This is a genomic window from Actinoplanes siamensis (assembly GCF_016862395.1).
In the GTDB taxonomy this organism is placed as follows: domain Bacteria; phylum Actinomycetota; class Actinomycetes; order Mycobacteriales; family Micromonosporaceae; genus Actinoplanes; species Actinoplanes siamensis.
Map to the genome: position 1 here is coordinate 60,796 of NZ_BOMW01000002.1, position 13,025 is coordinate 73,820.

Consider the following 13,025-nt stretch of genomic DNA (forward strand, 5'->3'; position numbering starts at 1 on the left):
CTACAGCCTTCCGGTGGCCTTCAACAACAGGTACACATCGGCGACCTTGCCGGCGAAGGTCGCCGCGTCCGCGTCGACCACTGTCGCCCCCGACCGGCTGAGCACATCGCGCACCCGGTCGCGTTCGAACAGCACCCGCTCCGCCGCCGCCGCGGTGTGCACGTCCGCGGCGGTCGGCGTGGACGACAGCGAGGCCATCCGGGCCACCGCGGGATCCCGCACCCCCGCCACGATCACCTTGTGCCGGGCGGCGAGGCGGGGCAGCACCGGCAGCAGTCCCTCGATCATCGGCGCGGTGTCCAGCGCCGTGAAGATCACCACCAACGCGCGTTTCCGGTCCCGGCGCAGCAACTCCCGGCCGAGCAGGGCGAAGTCGGTCTCGACCAGCGCCGGCTCCAGGGACGCCATGGCGTCGATCACCCGGGGCAGCTGTACCCGGTGACCGCCGCCCTCCACCCGGGCCCGCACCGCGGTGTCCAGCGCGAGAAGGTCCACCCGGTCGTCGGCGCGGGCCGCCAGCACGGCGAGCAACAGGGCCGCGTCGATCGCCGCGTCCAGCCGGGGAGCGTCGCCGACCCGGACCGCCGACGTGCGCCCGGTGTCCAGCACGCAGTAGACCCGCCGGTCGCGCTCCGGCCGCCAGGTGCGCACCACGACGTCCTGGTGCCGCGCGCTGGCCCGCCAGTCGATGGACCGGACGTCGTCGCCGATCACGTACTCCCGCAGCACGTCGAACTCGGTCCCGTGCCCGCGCCCGCGGGTCACCAGCGTCCCGTCCATCACCCGCAGCCGCGCCAGCTTCTCCGGCAGGATCCGCCGCGACGGGAAACGCGGCAGCACCCGCAGCGTCCAGGGCGGCGTCACACCGGCGTTCCACGACCTGCGGCGCTGCCGGTACGCCAGCCCGAGCGGCCCGTACGACCGCAGGGTGACCCGCACCGCCGGCCGGTCCCCGTGCCGTGTCGGGGTCAGCGTGGTGGTCACGGTCCCGGAGGCGCCCGGGTCCAGCGCGAGCGAGTGCGACAACGGCCCCGCCCCGGCCGACGGCACCCAGCTGTCCCGCAGGCCGAGCCGGACGAACCGCTCGGCCGTGTTGGTCACGGTCAGCCGGGTCGTCGCGGTGTTGCCCAGCCAGACCGTCCGATCCCCGTCGCGCCGCAGTTGCATCCCGTCCAGGCGCCCGGCGGTGATCAGGTCGATCAGCGCCAGCCCGGCGACGACGAACAGGACCCCGCCCACCGCGGGCCACGGCGCGGGCAGCAGCGCCGGCAGCGGCAGGCCGGCGGCGAGCAGAACGGCGAAACGCCTGGTGATCATCAGCGCGGCGCCGGCACCGCGGTCAGGAGCGAGGCCAGCACCGACTCGACGGTGATGCCGTCCAGTTCGGCGTCGGCGCGCAGCCGGACCCGGTGCCGCAGGGTCGGCAGGGTGTAGCCCTTGACGTCGTCCGGCACCACGTAGTCGCGCCCGTTCAGCCAGGCGTGCGCCTTGGCGACGGCGAGCAGCGCCGTCGCGCCGCGCGGCGAGGCGCCCAGCTCCAGGGCCGGGGCGACCCGGGTGGCCCGGCAGATGTCGACGATGTAGGCGAGGACCGGGTCGGCGACCTGCACCCGCTGCACGGCGGCGCGGCCGGCGGCCAGGTCCGCGGCACCGGCCACCGCGGTGACGCCGGCCGCCTCGAGGTCGCGGGGGTCGAAGCCGTTGTGGTGCGCGCGCAGCACGTTCAGCTCGGCGTCGCGTTCCGGCAGCGGGACGCTCAGCTTCAGCAGGAACCGGTCGAGCTGGGCCTCCGGCAGCGGGTACGTGCCCTCGTACTCGATGGGGTTCTGCGTCGCGGCGACCAGGAACGGCTGCGGCAGCGGCCGGGCGGTTCCGTCGACGCTGACCTGGCGCTCCTCCATGGCCTCGAGCAGCGCGGCCTGGGTCTTCGGCGGCGTCCGGTTGATCTCGTCGGCGAGCAGCAGGTTGGTGAAGACCGGGCCGGCGCGGAAGTTGAAGGCGGCGGTCCGCGCGTCGTAGACCAGCGATCCGGTGACGTCGCCGGGCATCAGGTCGGGGGTGAACTGCACCCGCTTGGTGTCCAGGTCCAGCGCCGTGGCCAGGGTCCGGACCAGCAGGGTCTTGGCGACACCGGGCACGCCCTCGAGGAGCACGTGGCCACCACAGAGCAGCGCCACCACGACGCCGCCGATCACCGCGTCCTGGCCGACGACGGCCTTGCCGACCTCGGTGCGCAGCCGGCCCAGGGCGAGGCGGGCTTCTTGGGCGTCGGGGGTCACGGCTGGTCTCCTTCGAATCCGGTGATCTCGCGTACCAGGTGCTGTACGGCGTTCGCGGCCGAGACCAGCTCGGCGTCGTTGTCGGGGCGGAAGCCGGCAAGGACCTCCCGGACGTCGTCCACCTGGTAGCCGGCGCTCTCGGCGATGTCCTCGACGGTGGCGCCGGCGGGCAGGCCGAGGTGCGCGGTGATCCGCCGCCGCGCCGCGGCCCGCAGGATGTCCAGCGACTCCTCGCGCGCGTGGGCCCGCTGGTAGAGGCGGGCGTGCCCGAGCATGGTCTCGTCGGCCGGGACCCGCGACGGCAGCGGCTCGGCGACCGGCGTGCCCAGTCGCCGCGCGGCCGCCGCGGCCAGGGCCAGCAGCGCCAGCCCCAGCAGGGCCAGGGTGGCCCAGAGGGCCGGCGGGAACGCCTCGGCCAGCGGGTTCGGCTGGTCCGGGCCCTGTGCCCGATCGGCGGGCGCGGCGTCGCCGGGGTCGCCCGGGGCGCCGGTCTCCCGCGGGGTCTGGCCGGTGCTCGGCCCGGCGAACGGCGTCTCGGTGGACCGGCTCGACGGGGACGGGCTGGGCGACGGCTGGACGTCTCGGTGGTGCACGTCCAGCCAGACCACCCGGGAGGTCCGGGCGAGCAGGCCGGCGGCGAGAGCGCCGTTGCCGTGCTCGTCGATCCGGTCGTTGCGGAACGGGTCGGCCGCGCCGACCGCGGTGATCGTCAGCCCGCCCCAGGTCGTGGTCAGCAGGGCGCCTGCGTAGCAGGGCGCCGTGGCGTAGCGCAGCCGGCCCACCGCGGCCGGGCCGGCCGCGGTGGCGACCGGGTCCGCGCACCCGGCGTCGATCACAGCGGTGGTCCAGAGGTGCTCGCCGTCCTGCCGGATCGGCCAGTCGGTCCGGGCCAGCGCCGCCTGCTCCGGGCCGACCAGGACGACCCGGGTGCCGGCGGGCAGCCCGTCGAACCGGCTCAGCCGGTCCAGATCGGCCAGTCCGGGGGTGGTGACCAGCAGGGTCGCGTCGCCGTCGCTCGTCGCGGCGAGCGCGCCGGCGGTCGACGTCTCCCGGACCACTGCCACGCCGCGCCGGCGCAGCCGGTCCGCGAGCTTGCTGGAGCCGATACCGGCGGAGCTGGCCGGGGACAGGAAGTCGGCGTCGGCCGGGTCGGGCTGCTCGGCCGCGTGCACTAGCAGCGTCCCGGTGATCAGCGTGACCAGCACGGCGAACGGGATCGCGACGCGCAGCCAGCGCCGGTCCCGCCTGGTCGTCACTGGGCGCCTCCCGGCGGTGTCAGGGAGGCGCGCACCTCGGCGGTGAGACTACGCATCCGCTCGTCGTGCCCGGGAGACGCCTCCCGCCGCCCGTACCAGATCTCCGAGAAGATCTCGGTGGCGCCGCCCAGCGGCGCCCGCACCACCGGGCGCCGCGCCGACGCGTCAGCGGTCAGCTCGGCCGCCGTGGTGCCCGGCTGCGGCGTGATCACACCGGCCCGGATCAGGTCGACGACGGTCTCCCGCAGCCGTTCCCGGATCGCCTCGGCATAGCGGCCCTCGGCCGCGAGACGATCCGCGAGCGAGAGGCCGCCCGGCTCCGGCTCGGCGAGCGGAGCGGGTGGCTGGGTGGCGGGCCGCGGCGCGGCGGCCGGCGCCCACCTGGCTTTCGGCCTGCGGCGCCACCGGGGCAGCCGCAGGCGCAGGGGTACGCGGGGAAAGCGCCACCGGGGCAGCCGCAGGCGCGGAAACCGGAACCGTGGCATCCCCGGCATCCGCCGCGGAACCCAGGCCGGATACCAGTACCAGAGCACCGCCACCAGGCCGGTCAGCGCGAACAGCACGAGCAGCACCCACTGCGGCGACAACCGGTTCAGCAGCCATCCGACGAACTCGTCGTACCCTCTCACCGCGCGGTCACCAGCACGGCCGTCTCGTCCTCGCCGCGCGCCCGGCTGCGGTTCAGCGCGATGTCCAGCCCCTCGGTCCGGATCCGCGCCTCGACCAGCAGCACCGCGTCCAGGCAGCCCAGCGCCGCGTACGCCGCGGTGTTCGCCACCACCCAGGCGCCGGGCACCGCCCAGTCCAGCCAGCCGGCCTCGGTCACGTCCCACGCCAGCAGGTCGGCGACCGCGATCCAGCCCAGGCCCAGCGCGAACCGGATCGCCAGCCAGCTCAGGTAGCCCAGGATCCGGATCCGGGCGACGCGCAGGCCACCGCGCGCCGACAGAGCGACCGAGCGGAACAGGGCCACGAACGGGTTGCCGGTCCGCTCCATCGCGAGGATCGGGGTGGCCAGGCCGGTCAGCGCGTAGAGCGCGATCACCGCGACCAGCCCGGCGTAGGCGGCGGGCCAGGCGATCCCGGCCAGCACGGCCGCGACCAGCAGGGACGCCAGCACGGGGGTACGGCGGAACAGCTCGCGATGCGTCGCGGCGCGCCCCAGCAGCGCCGGCGCCACGGCCGCCCCGGCGAACGCCGCGAGCAGCGTCACGATCGCGACCTCGGTGGCCAGCCCGGTCGCCACGATCCGCCACCAGGCGTCGAAGTTCCACGAGTCGAAGAGGAAGAACGGCGGCTGCAGCGGGACGGCCCGGCGCATCCCGGTGAGCAGCCACTGCTCGCCCGCGGCCAGCAGCGCCGCCATGCTCAGCAACGGCAGCGCACGCTGCCGCACCAGCGCCACCGCGCTGTCCAGCGACTCCCCCGCGGTCGTGCCCCGCAACGGCAGGATCGCCGTCTGCCGGCGCGATCCCGCCGCTTCTCCCCGCATGGCGGGCATCCTAGAAGACCGGTCCGGCAGCTTCGCCGGCCCCCATGACCAGCAGCGGAGCCGCCGGGACGCCGGCGGACCGGATCACCGGGACGGCACGGAGCGTGCGACGCGGAATCCGACGTCCTCGATCCGCAGGTCGGGATGGCTGCGCCGGCGCACCGAGGCCCGGCAGCTCCACTTCTCGTCGAACCAGCCGCCGCCGCGCAGGACGCGGTAGTCGCCGTACACCTCGGCGTCGTAGACGTCCCAGCACCAGTCCCAGACATTGCCCAGCATGTCGTGGAATCCCCAGGCGTTGGCCGCCCGGGTGCCCACCTCGTGCGGCCGTTCCCCGGAGTTCCCCCGGTACCAGGCGATCTCGTCGAGCTCGCCGTAGCGCGGCCCGCTGCTGCCCGCCCGGCAGGCGTTCTCCCATTCCGCCTCGGTCGGCAACCGGTATCCGTCCGCCGTCCGGTCCCATTCCCCGCCGTTGCGGTAGACCGGGGTGAGCCCTTCCCGCTCGGACCGGGCGTCGCAGTACCGGATGGCGTCCCACCAGGACACACTTTCCACAGGCAGCCGTCCGCCCCGGGCGCTGCCCGGCCATTCCCCGGTCACCGCGGCGTATTCCGCCTGGGTGACCGGCACCGCCCCGAGCAGATAGGAATCGACATCGACAACCCACGATCGCTGCGTACGGCGGTCCGACAGCCGCACCGATGCCGCCGCCACCTCGATCAACGATCCGGCCCGCACATCCACGACGGGAATCCTGCACCATCGGCGGGGCGCGTCGCGACCGGCCGCGGGCGTCTCGGGGAACGACAGGTGTGACATCGGCGACACCGCAGGGTACGCTGCCTCGATTTGCGACGGCTGGGGTGGCATGGAACCGCGGGTGATACTGCTCGATCTGGACGGCACGCTGCGGGAGCGCGGCGAGGTGGTGCCCGGCGCCGCGCAGGCCATCGTGGAGCTGCGGCGCGCCGGGCACACCGTGCGGGTCTTCACCAACACGGACTCGCGGTCCGAGGCCGCCCTGGTCCAGCGCGTCCGCCGGGCCCGCATCCCGGTCGCCCTCGGCGAGGTGTTCACCCCCGTCGTCGCCGCCAAACGCCTGCTCACCCCGGACAGCCGGGTGCTCGTGCTGGCCGACCCGGAGGTCCGCGACGATCTGGCCGGGCACGCGCCGCCGGCCGGCGACCCGACCCACGTGATCGTCGGCGACTGCCGGCAGACCCTCGACTACCCGGGCCTGGACGCCGCTTTCCGGGCCGTCCGCAACGGCGCGGAGCTGCTGGCCCTGCAGCGCGGCCGGTACTTCCGCGCCGCGGACGGCGACCACCTGGACACCGGCGCCGTCGTCGCCGCCATCGAGTACGCCAGCGGCCGGTCGGCCCGGGTCCTGGGCAAGCCCAGCCCGGACTTCTTCCGGCTGGCCGCCGCGGCCCCGGCCGGCCGGGTCTGGGTGGTGGGCGACGACCGCACCACGGACATCCTGATGGCCAACGAGGCGGGCGCCACCTCGGTCCAGGTCCGCACCGGCAAGTACGCCGACCAGCGGGCGGCCGGGGACCTCCCGCGGCCCGTCCACGTCATCGACTCGGTGGCGGACCTTCCGGCTCTGCTGGCAGCGCAGCCGTGAGGTCCACCTCGACCAACTGGCCCGGGTAGCCCAGCGACGCCACGCCGAGCAGGGTGCTGGCGGTGCTGAACGCCGGCGCCAGCTCGGACGTGTTCAGCTGCTCCCAGACCGCGGACAGCACCCGGCTGTCCGGGCTGACCACGTAGATCACCGAACGCACCACGTCGCCGGGCGTGGCGCCGGCCGCCGACAGCACCGCCAGGCAGTTGGCGATCACCTGGGCGGTCTGCGCGGCGTGGTCGCCCGGCTCGCCGACCACCGAGCCGGAGCGGTCCAGCGGGCACTGCCCGGCCAGATGCGCCAGCCGCCCCGCCGACGAGATGGTGACGTGGCTGTAGCCGGCGGTCCGGTGCACGGTGTCCGGATTGAGCTTCGAGATCGTCATCCCAGGGATCCTTCCGGGAACCGGGGCAACGGCCAGTCCGGGGACGGCCGGAAACCGGTGAACGTGTCGTCGAACGGGAACTCCCCGGCCTCGACCAGCTTGATCAGCCGGTCCCCCTCCGCCCGGATCTCCGCCGCCGCGGCGCTGCCGAAGTACAGCGGGTGGCCGGTGAACGCGGCGAACTCGTCGGTGTCCTTCCACTCCCACTGCCGGTCGGGTGTCACCACGATGTCGAGCACCAGGTCGGTCGTCTCGACGCCGTCCCGCTGCCGCACGAACGGTTTCTCGAGGTTGATGTACCACCCGGTGAAGGCTCCGTCGCGGAAGAACCACCACACCGACCAGCCGGCCGCCGGGGGCATCAGGATCAGCACGTCGTTGCCGCGCCAGTGGTGCAGCGTCAGCTTCGGGTCCCGCATCAGGTCCGGGCTGACGTCGTGCGTGTTCCGGCCGTCCACATCGACCAACCGGGCGAACTCGCCGCCCTCCGGCGCCCACAGCAGCAGCCCGGCGTCGTCGTCGCGGACCACCCGCATCGGCTGCGCCCAGGTGCGCCACGGTCCGCGGCGGTATCGGCGTACCACGATCTGCCCGGCCTCGAATCGCATGCCGGCAGCCTAGGAGCAGGCTCAGCGGCAGCCCGCAAGGAGGGTGTCGCTCAGCCCGCACTGGTAGGGCATCTGCTCCGGGCCGCTCCCCAGCCGGCCGGTCAGGTGGACCAGCACAGGTCGCGGTCCGGATCGGGCAGGCGTTGGCGCGCGTCGCACCACGCGGGAACCGGACGAGCTGAAAAACCTTCCCGGTACGCACCGGAAACGTCGACGACCGTCGATCGTGAAGCCCGCGACCGGAAGCCGGCTGGTCCGATGAGCACGGAACCGGTAGGGTCGGCCACGTGAACACCGGACCGGCACACAGCCACGCACGGATCGGCGACCCGGTGGATCGCTGACCCCCGCCCGTTCGGCACGTGGACCGCCTGCGCCCGCAGGTCCCGTCCCGTCCGAACGCATCGAGAGGTCAGCAGAGTGCCCGCCACCTTCAACCACACCATCATCGCGTCCAAGGACCGCCAGGAGTCGGCCCGGTTCTACCGGGACCTGCTCGAGGCGGCGGAGGCCCCGTCCTGGGGCCCGTTCACCAACCTCCAGCTCGATCAGGGCGTGCTGCTGCAGTTCGCGGAGCCCCCGGTGGAGATCCAGATGCAGCACTACGCGTTCCTGCTCGACGACGAACTGTTCGACCGGGCCTACGAGCGGCTGCGGGAGCGGGGCGTCACTCACTGGGCCGATCCGCAGATGCGCCGCCCCGGCGAGATCAACCACGAGCACGGCGGCCGGGGCGTTTACTTCAAGGACCCGGCCGGTCACGCCGTCGAGCTGATCACCCGGCCGTATCTCTGACCGGCGCCGGGCGTCCACATCGGCGATCCCCGCCGGTGTGGGCGTCCAGCGCCGGTCTCTCGAAGACCGCCCTCCACCGCACCAGCAGCCTCGAACCGGGCGCGTGCAACTCCTCCACGGACACCTGACGCAGATCACCGGACGCGAAGGCGTCGATCTCCGCCCGGGTAAGCGGCCAGGGCGGCCCCTCCCCCGGCGTGTCCGTCGCCGCGGCGGCCAGAACCAGCAACCTGCCGCCGGCCGCGACGAACCCGCCGGCCGCCCGGATCGCCCGGGTCCGGATCCGCGCCGGCAGCGCCTGCACGTTGTTGCTCTCCAGGACCAGGTCGAACGCGCGATCCCAGTCCCGTGGCGGGTCCAGCAGGTCGGCGACCCGGTAGTCCACAGGCGAGTCCGGGTGCCGCTCCCGCGCCACCGCGATCGCTGTCGCCGAGATGTCGAACGCGGTCACGGCATACCCCAGGGTGGCAAGGTGTTCGGCATCCCGGCCCGGGCCGCAGCCGACCACGAGCGCCCGCCGGCCGGCGCCCCCGGCGAGTGGGAACTCCCGCAGGTTCACGCTGGCCGCCGCCACGTCCCAGGGCACCACCGCGCGCCCGGCGCGGGCCTGCGCGTAGAGCCGCTCGAACCATCCGGTCGCGTCCCCGCCCGCCAGCGACTCCACCGCCAGCCGCCGCACGTCGGTCATCGAGGGACCGCCCGGCGGCGTACGCCGATCATCGAGCAGCACCCGAGGGCGCACCTCGGTCACCCGCCGGACCGGCCTGCCGGCGCACCTCGGTCATCGCGGGACGACCCCGTCGCAGCTCGCGGAGGGCCTGGCGGCGCACGTCACCGGTCAGCGTGTCGATGTAGAGCCGCCCGTCCAGATGGTCGGTCTCGTGCTGCAGAGCCCGCGCCAGGAACCCGGTGCCCTTGATCACCAGCGGCTCCCCGTTCAGGTCGAACCCGCGCGCGGTGACCGACATGGCCCGCTTCGTGGAATATCCCAGCCCCGGCAGCGAGAGGCAGCCCTCCTCGTCCTCCTGCTCACCGTCGAAGTCCGAGAGCACCGGGTTGACCAGGTGCCCGACCTGCCCGGCGACGTTGTAGGAGAACACCCGCAGGCTCACACCGATCTGCGGGCCGGCGACCCCGGCCCGGCCCGGCTCCCGGACGGTGTCCTCCAGATCCCGGACGATCTCCCGCACGCTCGCGTCGAAGTCGGTGACCGGGTCAGCGGGCGTACGAAGAACCGGATCCCCATAGAGCCGAATAGGCCGAACTGTCATGTGCGGAATCGTATCCGGTCGTTACGGCTGGCGCTGCAGGCTGCCGGTCTTGCGCGGCGGGCCGGTGGCGGCCGGTTGTCCACAGAAGGCGGTTGTCCACAGGCCGTCCGCGCCGCCTTCCGATCTCGCGCCACAATGGTCCGCGGCGGAGGTCCCCCCTAGGGTGGGCGGGTACTGGGCAGTCGCGGCCGGCGGGGTTCCCCTTGCGGCGTGCGCCCGACCGAATCGGATCCTGCGGCCGCCGCGATCACGCGACGGGGCGGATCCCGCAGCCACTGCCCGTCCCGGTTCCCGCCACCCGTGCCGGCAGCCCTGGGCGGGCCCGTGACCCGACGACGTGGACCGGCAGCCGCCGAGCGCACTTCCGTGCCCGGCCGGCGCGGCCGCCGGCAGGTTCGGGGTCGGGCCGACACGGAGAGGCGCCGTTGGACCCCTCGGAACCAGCCAGCCGCACCGGGCCGGCGGCGAGGGGTCTCTCACGGCCCGTGAGAGACCCCTGCGGACCAGCCATGATCAACGGCGGCGTCGACTCCGGGTCGGCGGCCGGGCGGGTCGGCGAGGACGCGCTCGTCGTGACCACCGAGCACGCGGCACGGGCCGGCCGGGGGCCAGAGGTCCCTGCGAGAGACCTCCGGGGACCAGCCGAGGGGTTCTAACCGGGGGGAGGCACCTCGTACCCTCCGGACAGGTGTGTCCGCGGGGATCGGGCGAAGGTGGCAGTGGATCGGGGTGAGTGGGGCTGTCGAGGGGCGGGCACGAGCTGGTGCGACTACGGGTCGGGGCGTGACCTGTCGGACGGGCCTCCGCGCGGGCGGGACGCGGGAGCGAGGCGCCAGCGGATCAGGCGGCGCGGAGCAGGGCCGGGCCGGGGTGGGCCGGTGCGGTCGAGGAGGCCAGGGACAGGCCGTCGAAACGGATGGCGGTCAGGGCGGCGGCCGCCGGGCGGTCGATGATCGTGATGGTGGCGACGCCCTGGTGGATGCGGTGGGCCGGATCGGCGACGGCGCCGAGCAGATCCCGCCACTTGCGTACGTGCGTGGCGAACGACGACCGGCGGACCCTGCGCTTGCGGGCCTCCTGGCCGGCGAGCGCGTCCGCCGGGTCGACGTCGAGCAGCAGCAGGTGCGTGCGGCGATCGGCCCGCCGGGCGGCGTCCGTGATCAGCCGGGTCGCCCAGGCCCGGGTCCCCGACTCGTGCACCACGACCGACTCGGGTCCGCGCAGGGCTCGGTACAACCGGGCGTAGTGGGCGGCGTGCACGAGTGGCCGCCAGTATTTGTAGGGGACCGCGCCGAGATAGGGGCTCAGGCGCAGCCGGGCCTGTTCGGAGTCGAGCAGGCGCACACCGGGCCGCGGGAACAGACGTTTGAGCAGCGTGGTCTTGCCGGCGCCGGGGATGCCCGCGACCACCAGCAGCACGCGGGCCGGGTAGTTCAGCTCGGGGACACGATGCCCACGCAGGTCCCGCCCGGCGCGGGGCGTGGCCTCCGGGACGGAGACGGACAGAGCTGCCATGGTCGTCGTTCCTCTCCCGCCGTGGCAGGAACCGAACTCCCGTCCGAACAGTCGAGACCCCGGCCCCTGTCCGCGGCGACTCACGTCACCTGCAGGGCCGAAGGTCTGGTCCACCCCAGTGGGGCCCGGGCGCCGGAAGCCGGGAGGCTCCAGGATGTCGAACGACCGGCGAAAGGACTACTCCCCTTCAGCGCGAAAATATACCGCCCTCACGCAAGCGCCGGGTGGACAACGGCCATCCCGCAACCGCCCCCGCGGGCGCCGGGCGTTCAGCAGCCACTCCGGGGAGTTCGCCGCGCGCAAAGGTGGGATGTCACGCCGCGAGCAGTGTCGAGCGGTCCCGGGAGAGCAGGTGCTTCAGCTTGATCAGCGAGCGGCGGGTCTGGCTCTTCACCACGGTGATCGGCACGTCGAGCTCGGCGGCCACCTGTTCGACACTGTGGTCGGCGAAGTAGCGCAGCACCACGATCGCCCGGTCCCGGGCGGGCAGCCGCCGCAGCGCGCCGAGCATGGTGATCCGCAGGTCGGGGTCCATCGAGTAGACCGGCTCGCGCAGCTCGCCCGGCGTGGCCTCGGTGGAGCTGCGCCGCCGCCGATGGTCGAGATAGGTGCGGAAGAGGACCTTCTGGGCGTACGCCGGCAGGTTGTCGCTCGCCGCGGCCCGGTCCCAGCTCAGGTAGAGCTTGGTCAGGGTGGCTTGGGTGAGGTCCTGGGCCAGATGCCAGTCACGGCAGAGCTGGAACGCGCTGCTGTGCAGCCGTTGCCTGCTGTCCCGCGCGAAGCGCGCGAACTCCTCCAGGACGGGCGGGGAAGAGAGCATGAGCGGGATGTCGCCTTCTGCAGAGGCCACGTGGCAGAGGTGTCACAGTGGACCGTGTCCGGGAAACGCGTGCGTCAACGTACGCGTTCATCCCCCGCCCGTGGGGGCGGACCGCGAGAGTGGCACGCAATAGGTAGAGAACGCCCGGAAGCCTCTGTGCGACGGCTGTGATCGCGCTCGCGGGGCCCGGACCGGCCCCGGACAGGGGTCGCATTCCCGATCCAGGGGTCGTGTTGCGGGCCCGGCCCATGCTGTGGTGAACCGGGGACACCGCACTCGGCGTGTTCTCACACAACCGCATGAACGTCCGGGCCCACCGGGACCGGGCTTGGTCTGCCGGGTGCGGCGACGCCCATCACGCATCCGGCATCAGCCGACACGCAGCGCGACGCTCCGTACCGGGTGCCATGGCCATTAGTCCTGTATTTGTCATCCGTTCGGTCGAGGTTTCGCACCGGCAGTCCGTTACCGGTGCGGGACCGGGTCAGAGGCTCGGCAGAGTCATCGGGATCACCCCGAGGCCACGAGAACGAACGTAACGCATGGTGACGGGCATGGGAGGCGGCCGGGCGGCCGGCGGAACCGGCGGAAGGGGGAACCGGAGAGTGGCCGGAGGACCCCTGAGCGTGGACCATCGATACCGCGAAACCGCGGTCGGACGCCGTCACTCCGTTGCAGCGTTGTCGTTCGATGTGAGGTAACGTTCGACCTCGACTTTGTGAACCTTCACACAGCCCCCGACCGGAGAAAATCCACGATGTGCCAGCACCTGAACCCCTGTCCGCCAGCCGACGCGATCGACCGGGAGGCCGCCGCCACCGTGGCGACCTGCCGGGAACAGGGCTGGAGCCTGCTCTGCAACGGCGTCATCGTCTTCGAGGACACCGGTGAACTGCTGCCGGACGGCACGACGATCGAGCCGCACCGCGGCCCGGCGCCGCACGCCCTGGCAGCATAGTAACTGAGGGTAACGAGAC

At 73.5% G+C, this 13,025-nt stretch carries 15 protein-coding genes; 3 read left to right on the plus strand and 12 right to left on the minus strand.

Annotation, left to right across the window (positions count from 1 at the left end; all coding sequences use genetic code 11):
* The 6 genes from Asi03nite_RS00510 to Asi03nite_RS00535 all read right to left on the minus strand — a co-directional run bounded on the left by Asi03nite_RS00510 (position 1) and on the right by Asi03nite_RS00535 (position 5,771).
* A complete protein-coding gene (locus Asi03nite_RS00510; RefSeq protein WP_203676117.1) occupies positions 1–1,317 on the minus strand; it encodes a DUF58 domain-containing protein in 1,317 nt (438 codons plus the stop codon).
* Positions 1,317–2,279 (minus strand): AAA family ATPase, encoded by a 963-nt coding sequence (locus Asi03nite_RS00515; protein ID WP_203676118.1) that lies wholly within the window; start codon positions 2,277–2,279, stop codon positions 1,317–1,319. Before Asi03nite_RS00515 ends, Asi03nite_RS00510 begins: the two co-directional genes overlap by 1 nt.
* Positions 2,276–3,535: a DUF4350 domain-containing protein gene (locus Asi03nite_RS00520; protein WP_203676120.1), complete on the minus strand. Its 1,260-nt coding sequence runs from the start codon at positions 3,533–3,535 to the stop codon at positions 2,276–2,278. The genes Asi03nite_RS00515 and Asi03nite_RS00520 overlap by 4 nt, the downstream gene beginning before the upstream one ends.
* Positions 3,532–4,164, minus strand: coding sequence for a DUF4129 domain-containing protein (locus Asi03nite_RS00525; protein WP_203676121.1), 633 nt, complete (start codon positions 4,162–4,164; stop codon positions 3,532–3,534). The genes Asi03nite_RS00520 and Asi03nite_RS00525 overlap by 4 nt, the downstream gene beginning before the upstream one ends.
* Positions 4,161–5,027, minus strand: a complete 867-nt coding sequence (locus Asi03nite_RS00530) for a hypothetical protein (RefSeq protein ID WP_203676123.1) — start codon at positions 5,025–5,027, stop codon at positions 4,161–4,163. Before Asi03nite_RS00530 ends, Asi03nite_RS00525 begins: the two co-directional genes overlap by 4 nt.
* An 84-nt stretch (positions 5,028–5,111) precedes the next feature.
* Complete coding sequence (locus Asi03nite_RS00535; RefSeq protein WP_239102221.1) at positions 5,112–5,771, minus strand: formylglycine-generating enzyme family protein; 660 nt, start codon at positions 5,769–5,771, stop codon at positions 5,112–5,114.
* Between the two features lie 136 nt (positions 5,772–5,907).
* On the opposite strand from Asi03nite_RS00535, the gene Asi03nite_RS00540 reads away from it, so the two are divergent.
* The gene (locus Asi03nite_RS00540; RefSeq protein WP_239102222.1) at positions 5,908–6,654 is read left to right on the plus strand and encodes an HAD-IIA family hydrolase; all 747 of its coding nucleotides are present in this window, start codon (positions 5,908–5,910) and stop codon (positions 6,652–6,654) included.
* Here the strand turns inward: Asi03nite_RS00540 and Asi03nite_RS00545 are convergent.
* Both Asi03nite_RS00545 and Asi03nite_RS00550 read right to left on the minus strand, forming a co-directional pair.
* Positions 6,605–7,039 carry a RidA family protein gene (locus Asi03nite_RS00545; RefSeq protein ID WP_203676129.1) on the minus strand — a complete coding sequence of 145 codons (435 nt, stop codon included), beginning with the start codon at positions 7,037–7,039 and terminating at the stop codon, positions 6,605–6,607. The two genes, Asi03nite_RS00540 and Asi03nite_RS00545, sit on opposite strands and share 50 nt — an antisense overlap.
* Positions 7,036–7,647, minus strand: a complete 612-nt coding sequence (locus Asi03nite_RS00550) for a ribonuclease FAU-1 family protein (protein ID WP_203676131.1) — start codon at positions 7,645–7,647, stop codon at positions 7,036–7,038. Before Asi03nite_RS00550 ends, Asi03nite_RS00545 begins: the two co-directional genes overlap by 4 nt.
* 420 nt (positions 7,648–8,067) lie before the next feature.
* Between Asi03nite_RS00550 and Asi03nite_RS00555 the strand changes: the two genes are divergently transcribed.
* On the plus strand, positions 8,068–8,442 hold the full coding sequence (locus Asi03nite_RS00555) for a VOC family protein (protein WP_203676132.1): 375 nt from the start codon (positions 8,068–8,070) through the stop codon (positions 8,440–8,442).
* On the opposite strand, the gene Asi03nite_RS00560 is transcribed toward Asi03nite_RS00555, so the two are convergent.
* The 4 genes from Asi03nite_RS00560 to Asi03nite_RS00575 form a co-directional block, all read right to left on the minus strand.
* Complete coding sequence (locus tag Asi03nite_RS00560; RefSeq protein WP_239102224.1) at positions 8,423–9,172, minus strand: class I SAM-dependent methyltransferase; 750 nt, start codon at positions 9,170–9,172, stop codon at positions 8,423–8,425. The two genes, Asi03nite_RS00555 and Asi03nite_RS00560, sit on opposite strands and share 20 nt — an antisense overlap.
* The gene (locus Asi03nite_RS00565) at positions 9,159–9,713 is read right to left on the minus strand and encodes a peptide deformylase (RefSeq protein WP_239102226.1); all 555 of its coding nucleotides are present in this window, start codon (positions 9,711–9,713) and stop codon (positions 9,159–9,161) included. Before Asi03nite_RS00565 ends, Asi03nite_RS00560 begins: the two co-directional genes overlap by 14 nt.
* Positions 9,714–10,553: 840 nt before the next feature.
* On the minus strand, positions 10,554–11,228 hold the full coding sequence (locus Asi03nite_RS00570) for an AAA family ATPase (protein ID WP_203676133.1): 675 nt from the start codon (positions 11,226–11,228) through the stop codon (positions 10,554–10,556).
* Between the two features lie 313 nt (positions 11,229–11,541).
* Complete coding sequence (locus Asi03nite_RS00575) at positions 11,542–12,048, minus strand: sigma-70 family RNA polymerase sigma factor (protein WP_203676134.1); 507 nt, start codon at positions 12,046–12,048, stop codon at positions 11,542–11,544.
* A gap of 757 nt (positions 12,049–12,805) precedes the next feature.
* On the opposite strand from Asi03nite_RS00575, the gene Asi03nite_RS00580 reads away from it, so the two are divergent.
* A complete protein-coding gene (locus tag Asi03nite_RS00580) occupies positions 12,806–13,006 on the plus strand; it encodes a DUF5999 family protein (RefSeq protein WP_203676135.1) in 201 nt (66 codons plus the stop codon).
* Positions 13,007–13,025: the final 19 nt, after the last annotated feature.

What these genes read in the sequence shown, in the direction of transcription:
- Asi03nite_RS00510 (WP_203676117.1), bottom strand. Translation starts at nt 1,317, where the DNA reads ATGATCACCAGGCGTTTCGCCGTTCTGCTCGCCGCCGGCCTGCCGCTG.
- Asi03nite_RS00530 (WP_203676123.1), bottom strand. Translation starts at nt 5,027, where the DNA reads ATGCGGGGAGAAGCGGCGGGATCGCGCCGGCAGACGGCGATCCTGCCG.
- Asi03nite_RS00545 (WP_203676129.1), bottom strand. Translation starts at nt 7,039, where the DNA reads ATGACGATCTCGAAGCTCAATCCGGACACCGTGCACCGGACCGCCGGC.
- Asi03nite_RS00550 (WP_203676131.1), bottom strand. Translation starts at nt 7,647, where the DNA reads ATGCGATTCGAGGCCGGGCAGATCGTGGTACGCCGATACCGCCGCGGA.
- Asi03nite_RS00565 (WP_239102226.1), bottom strand. Translation starts at nt 9,713, where the DNA reads ATGACAGTTCGGCCTATTCGGCTCTATGGGGATCCGGTTCTTCGTACG.
- Asi03nite_RS00570 (WP_203676133.1), bottom strand. Translation starts at nt 11,228, where the DNA reads ATGGCAGCTCTGTCCGTCTCCGTCCCGGAGGCCACGCCCCGCGCCGGG.
- Asi03nite_RS00575 (WP_203676134.1), bottom strand. Translation starts at nt 12,048, where the DNA reads ATGCTCTCTTCCCCGCCCGTCCTGGAGGAGTTCGCGCGCTTCGCGCGG.
- Asi03nite_RS00580 (WP_203676135.1), top strand. Translation starts at nt 12,806, where the DNA reads ATGTGCCAGCACCTGAACCCCTGTCCGCCAGCCGACGCGATCGACCGG.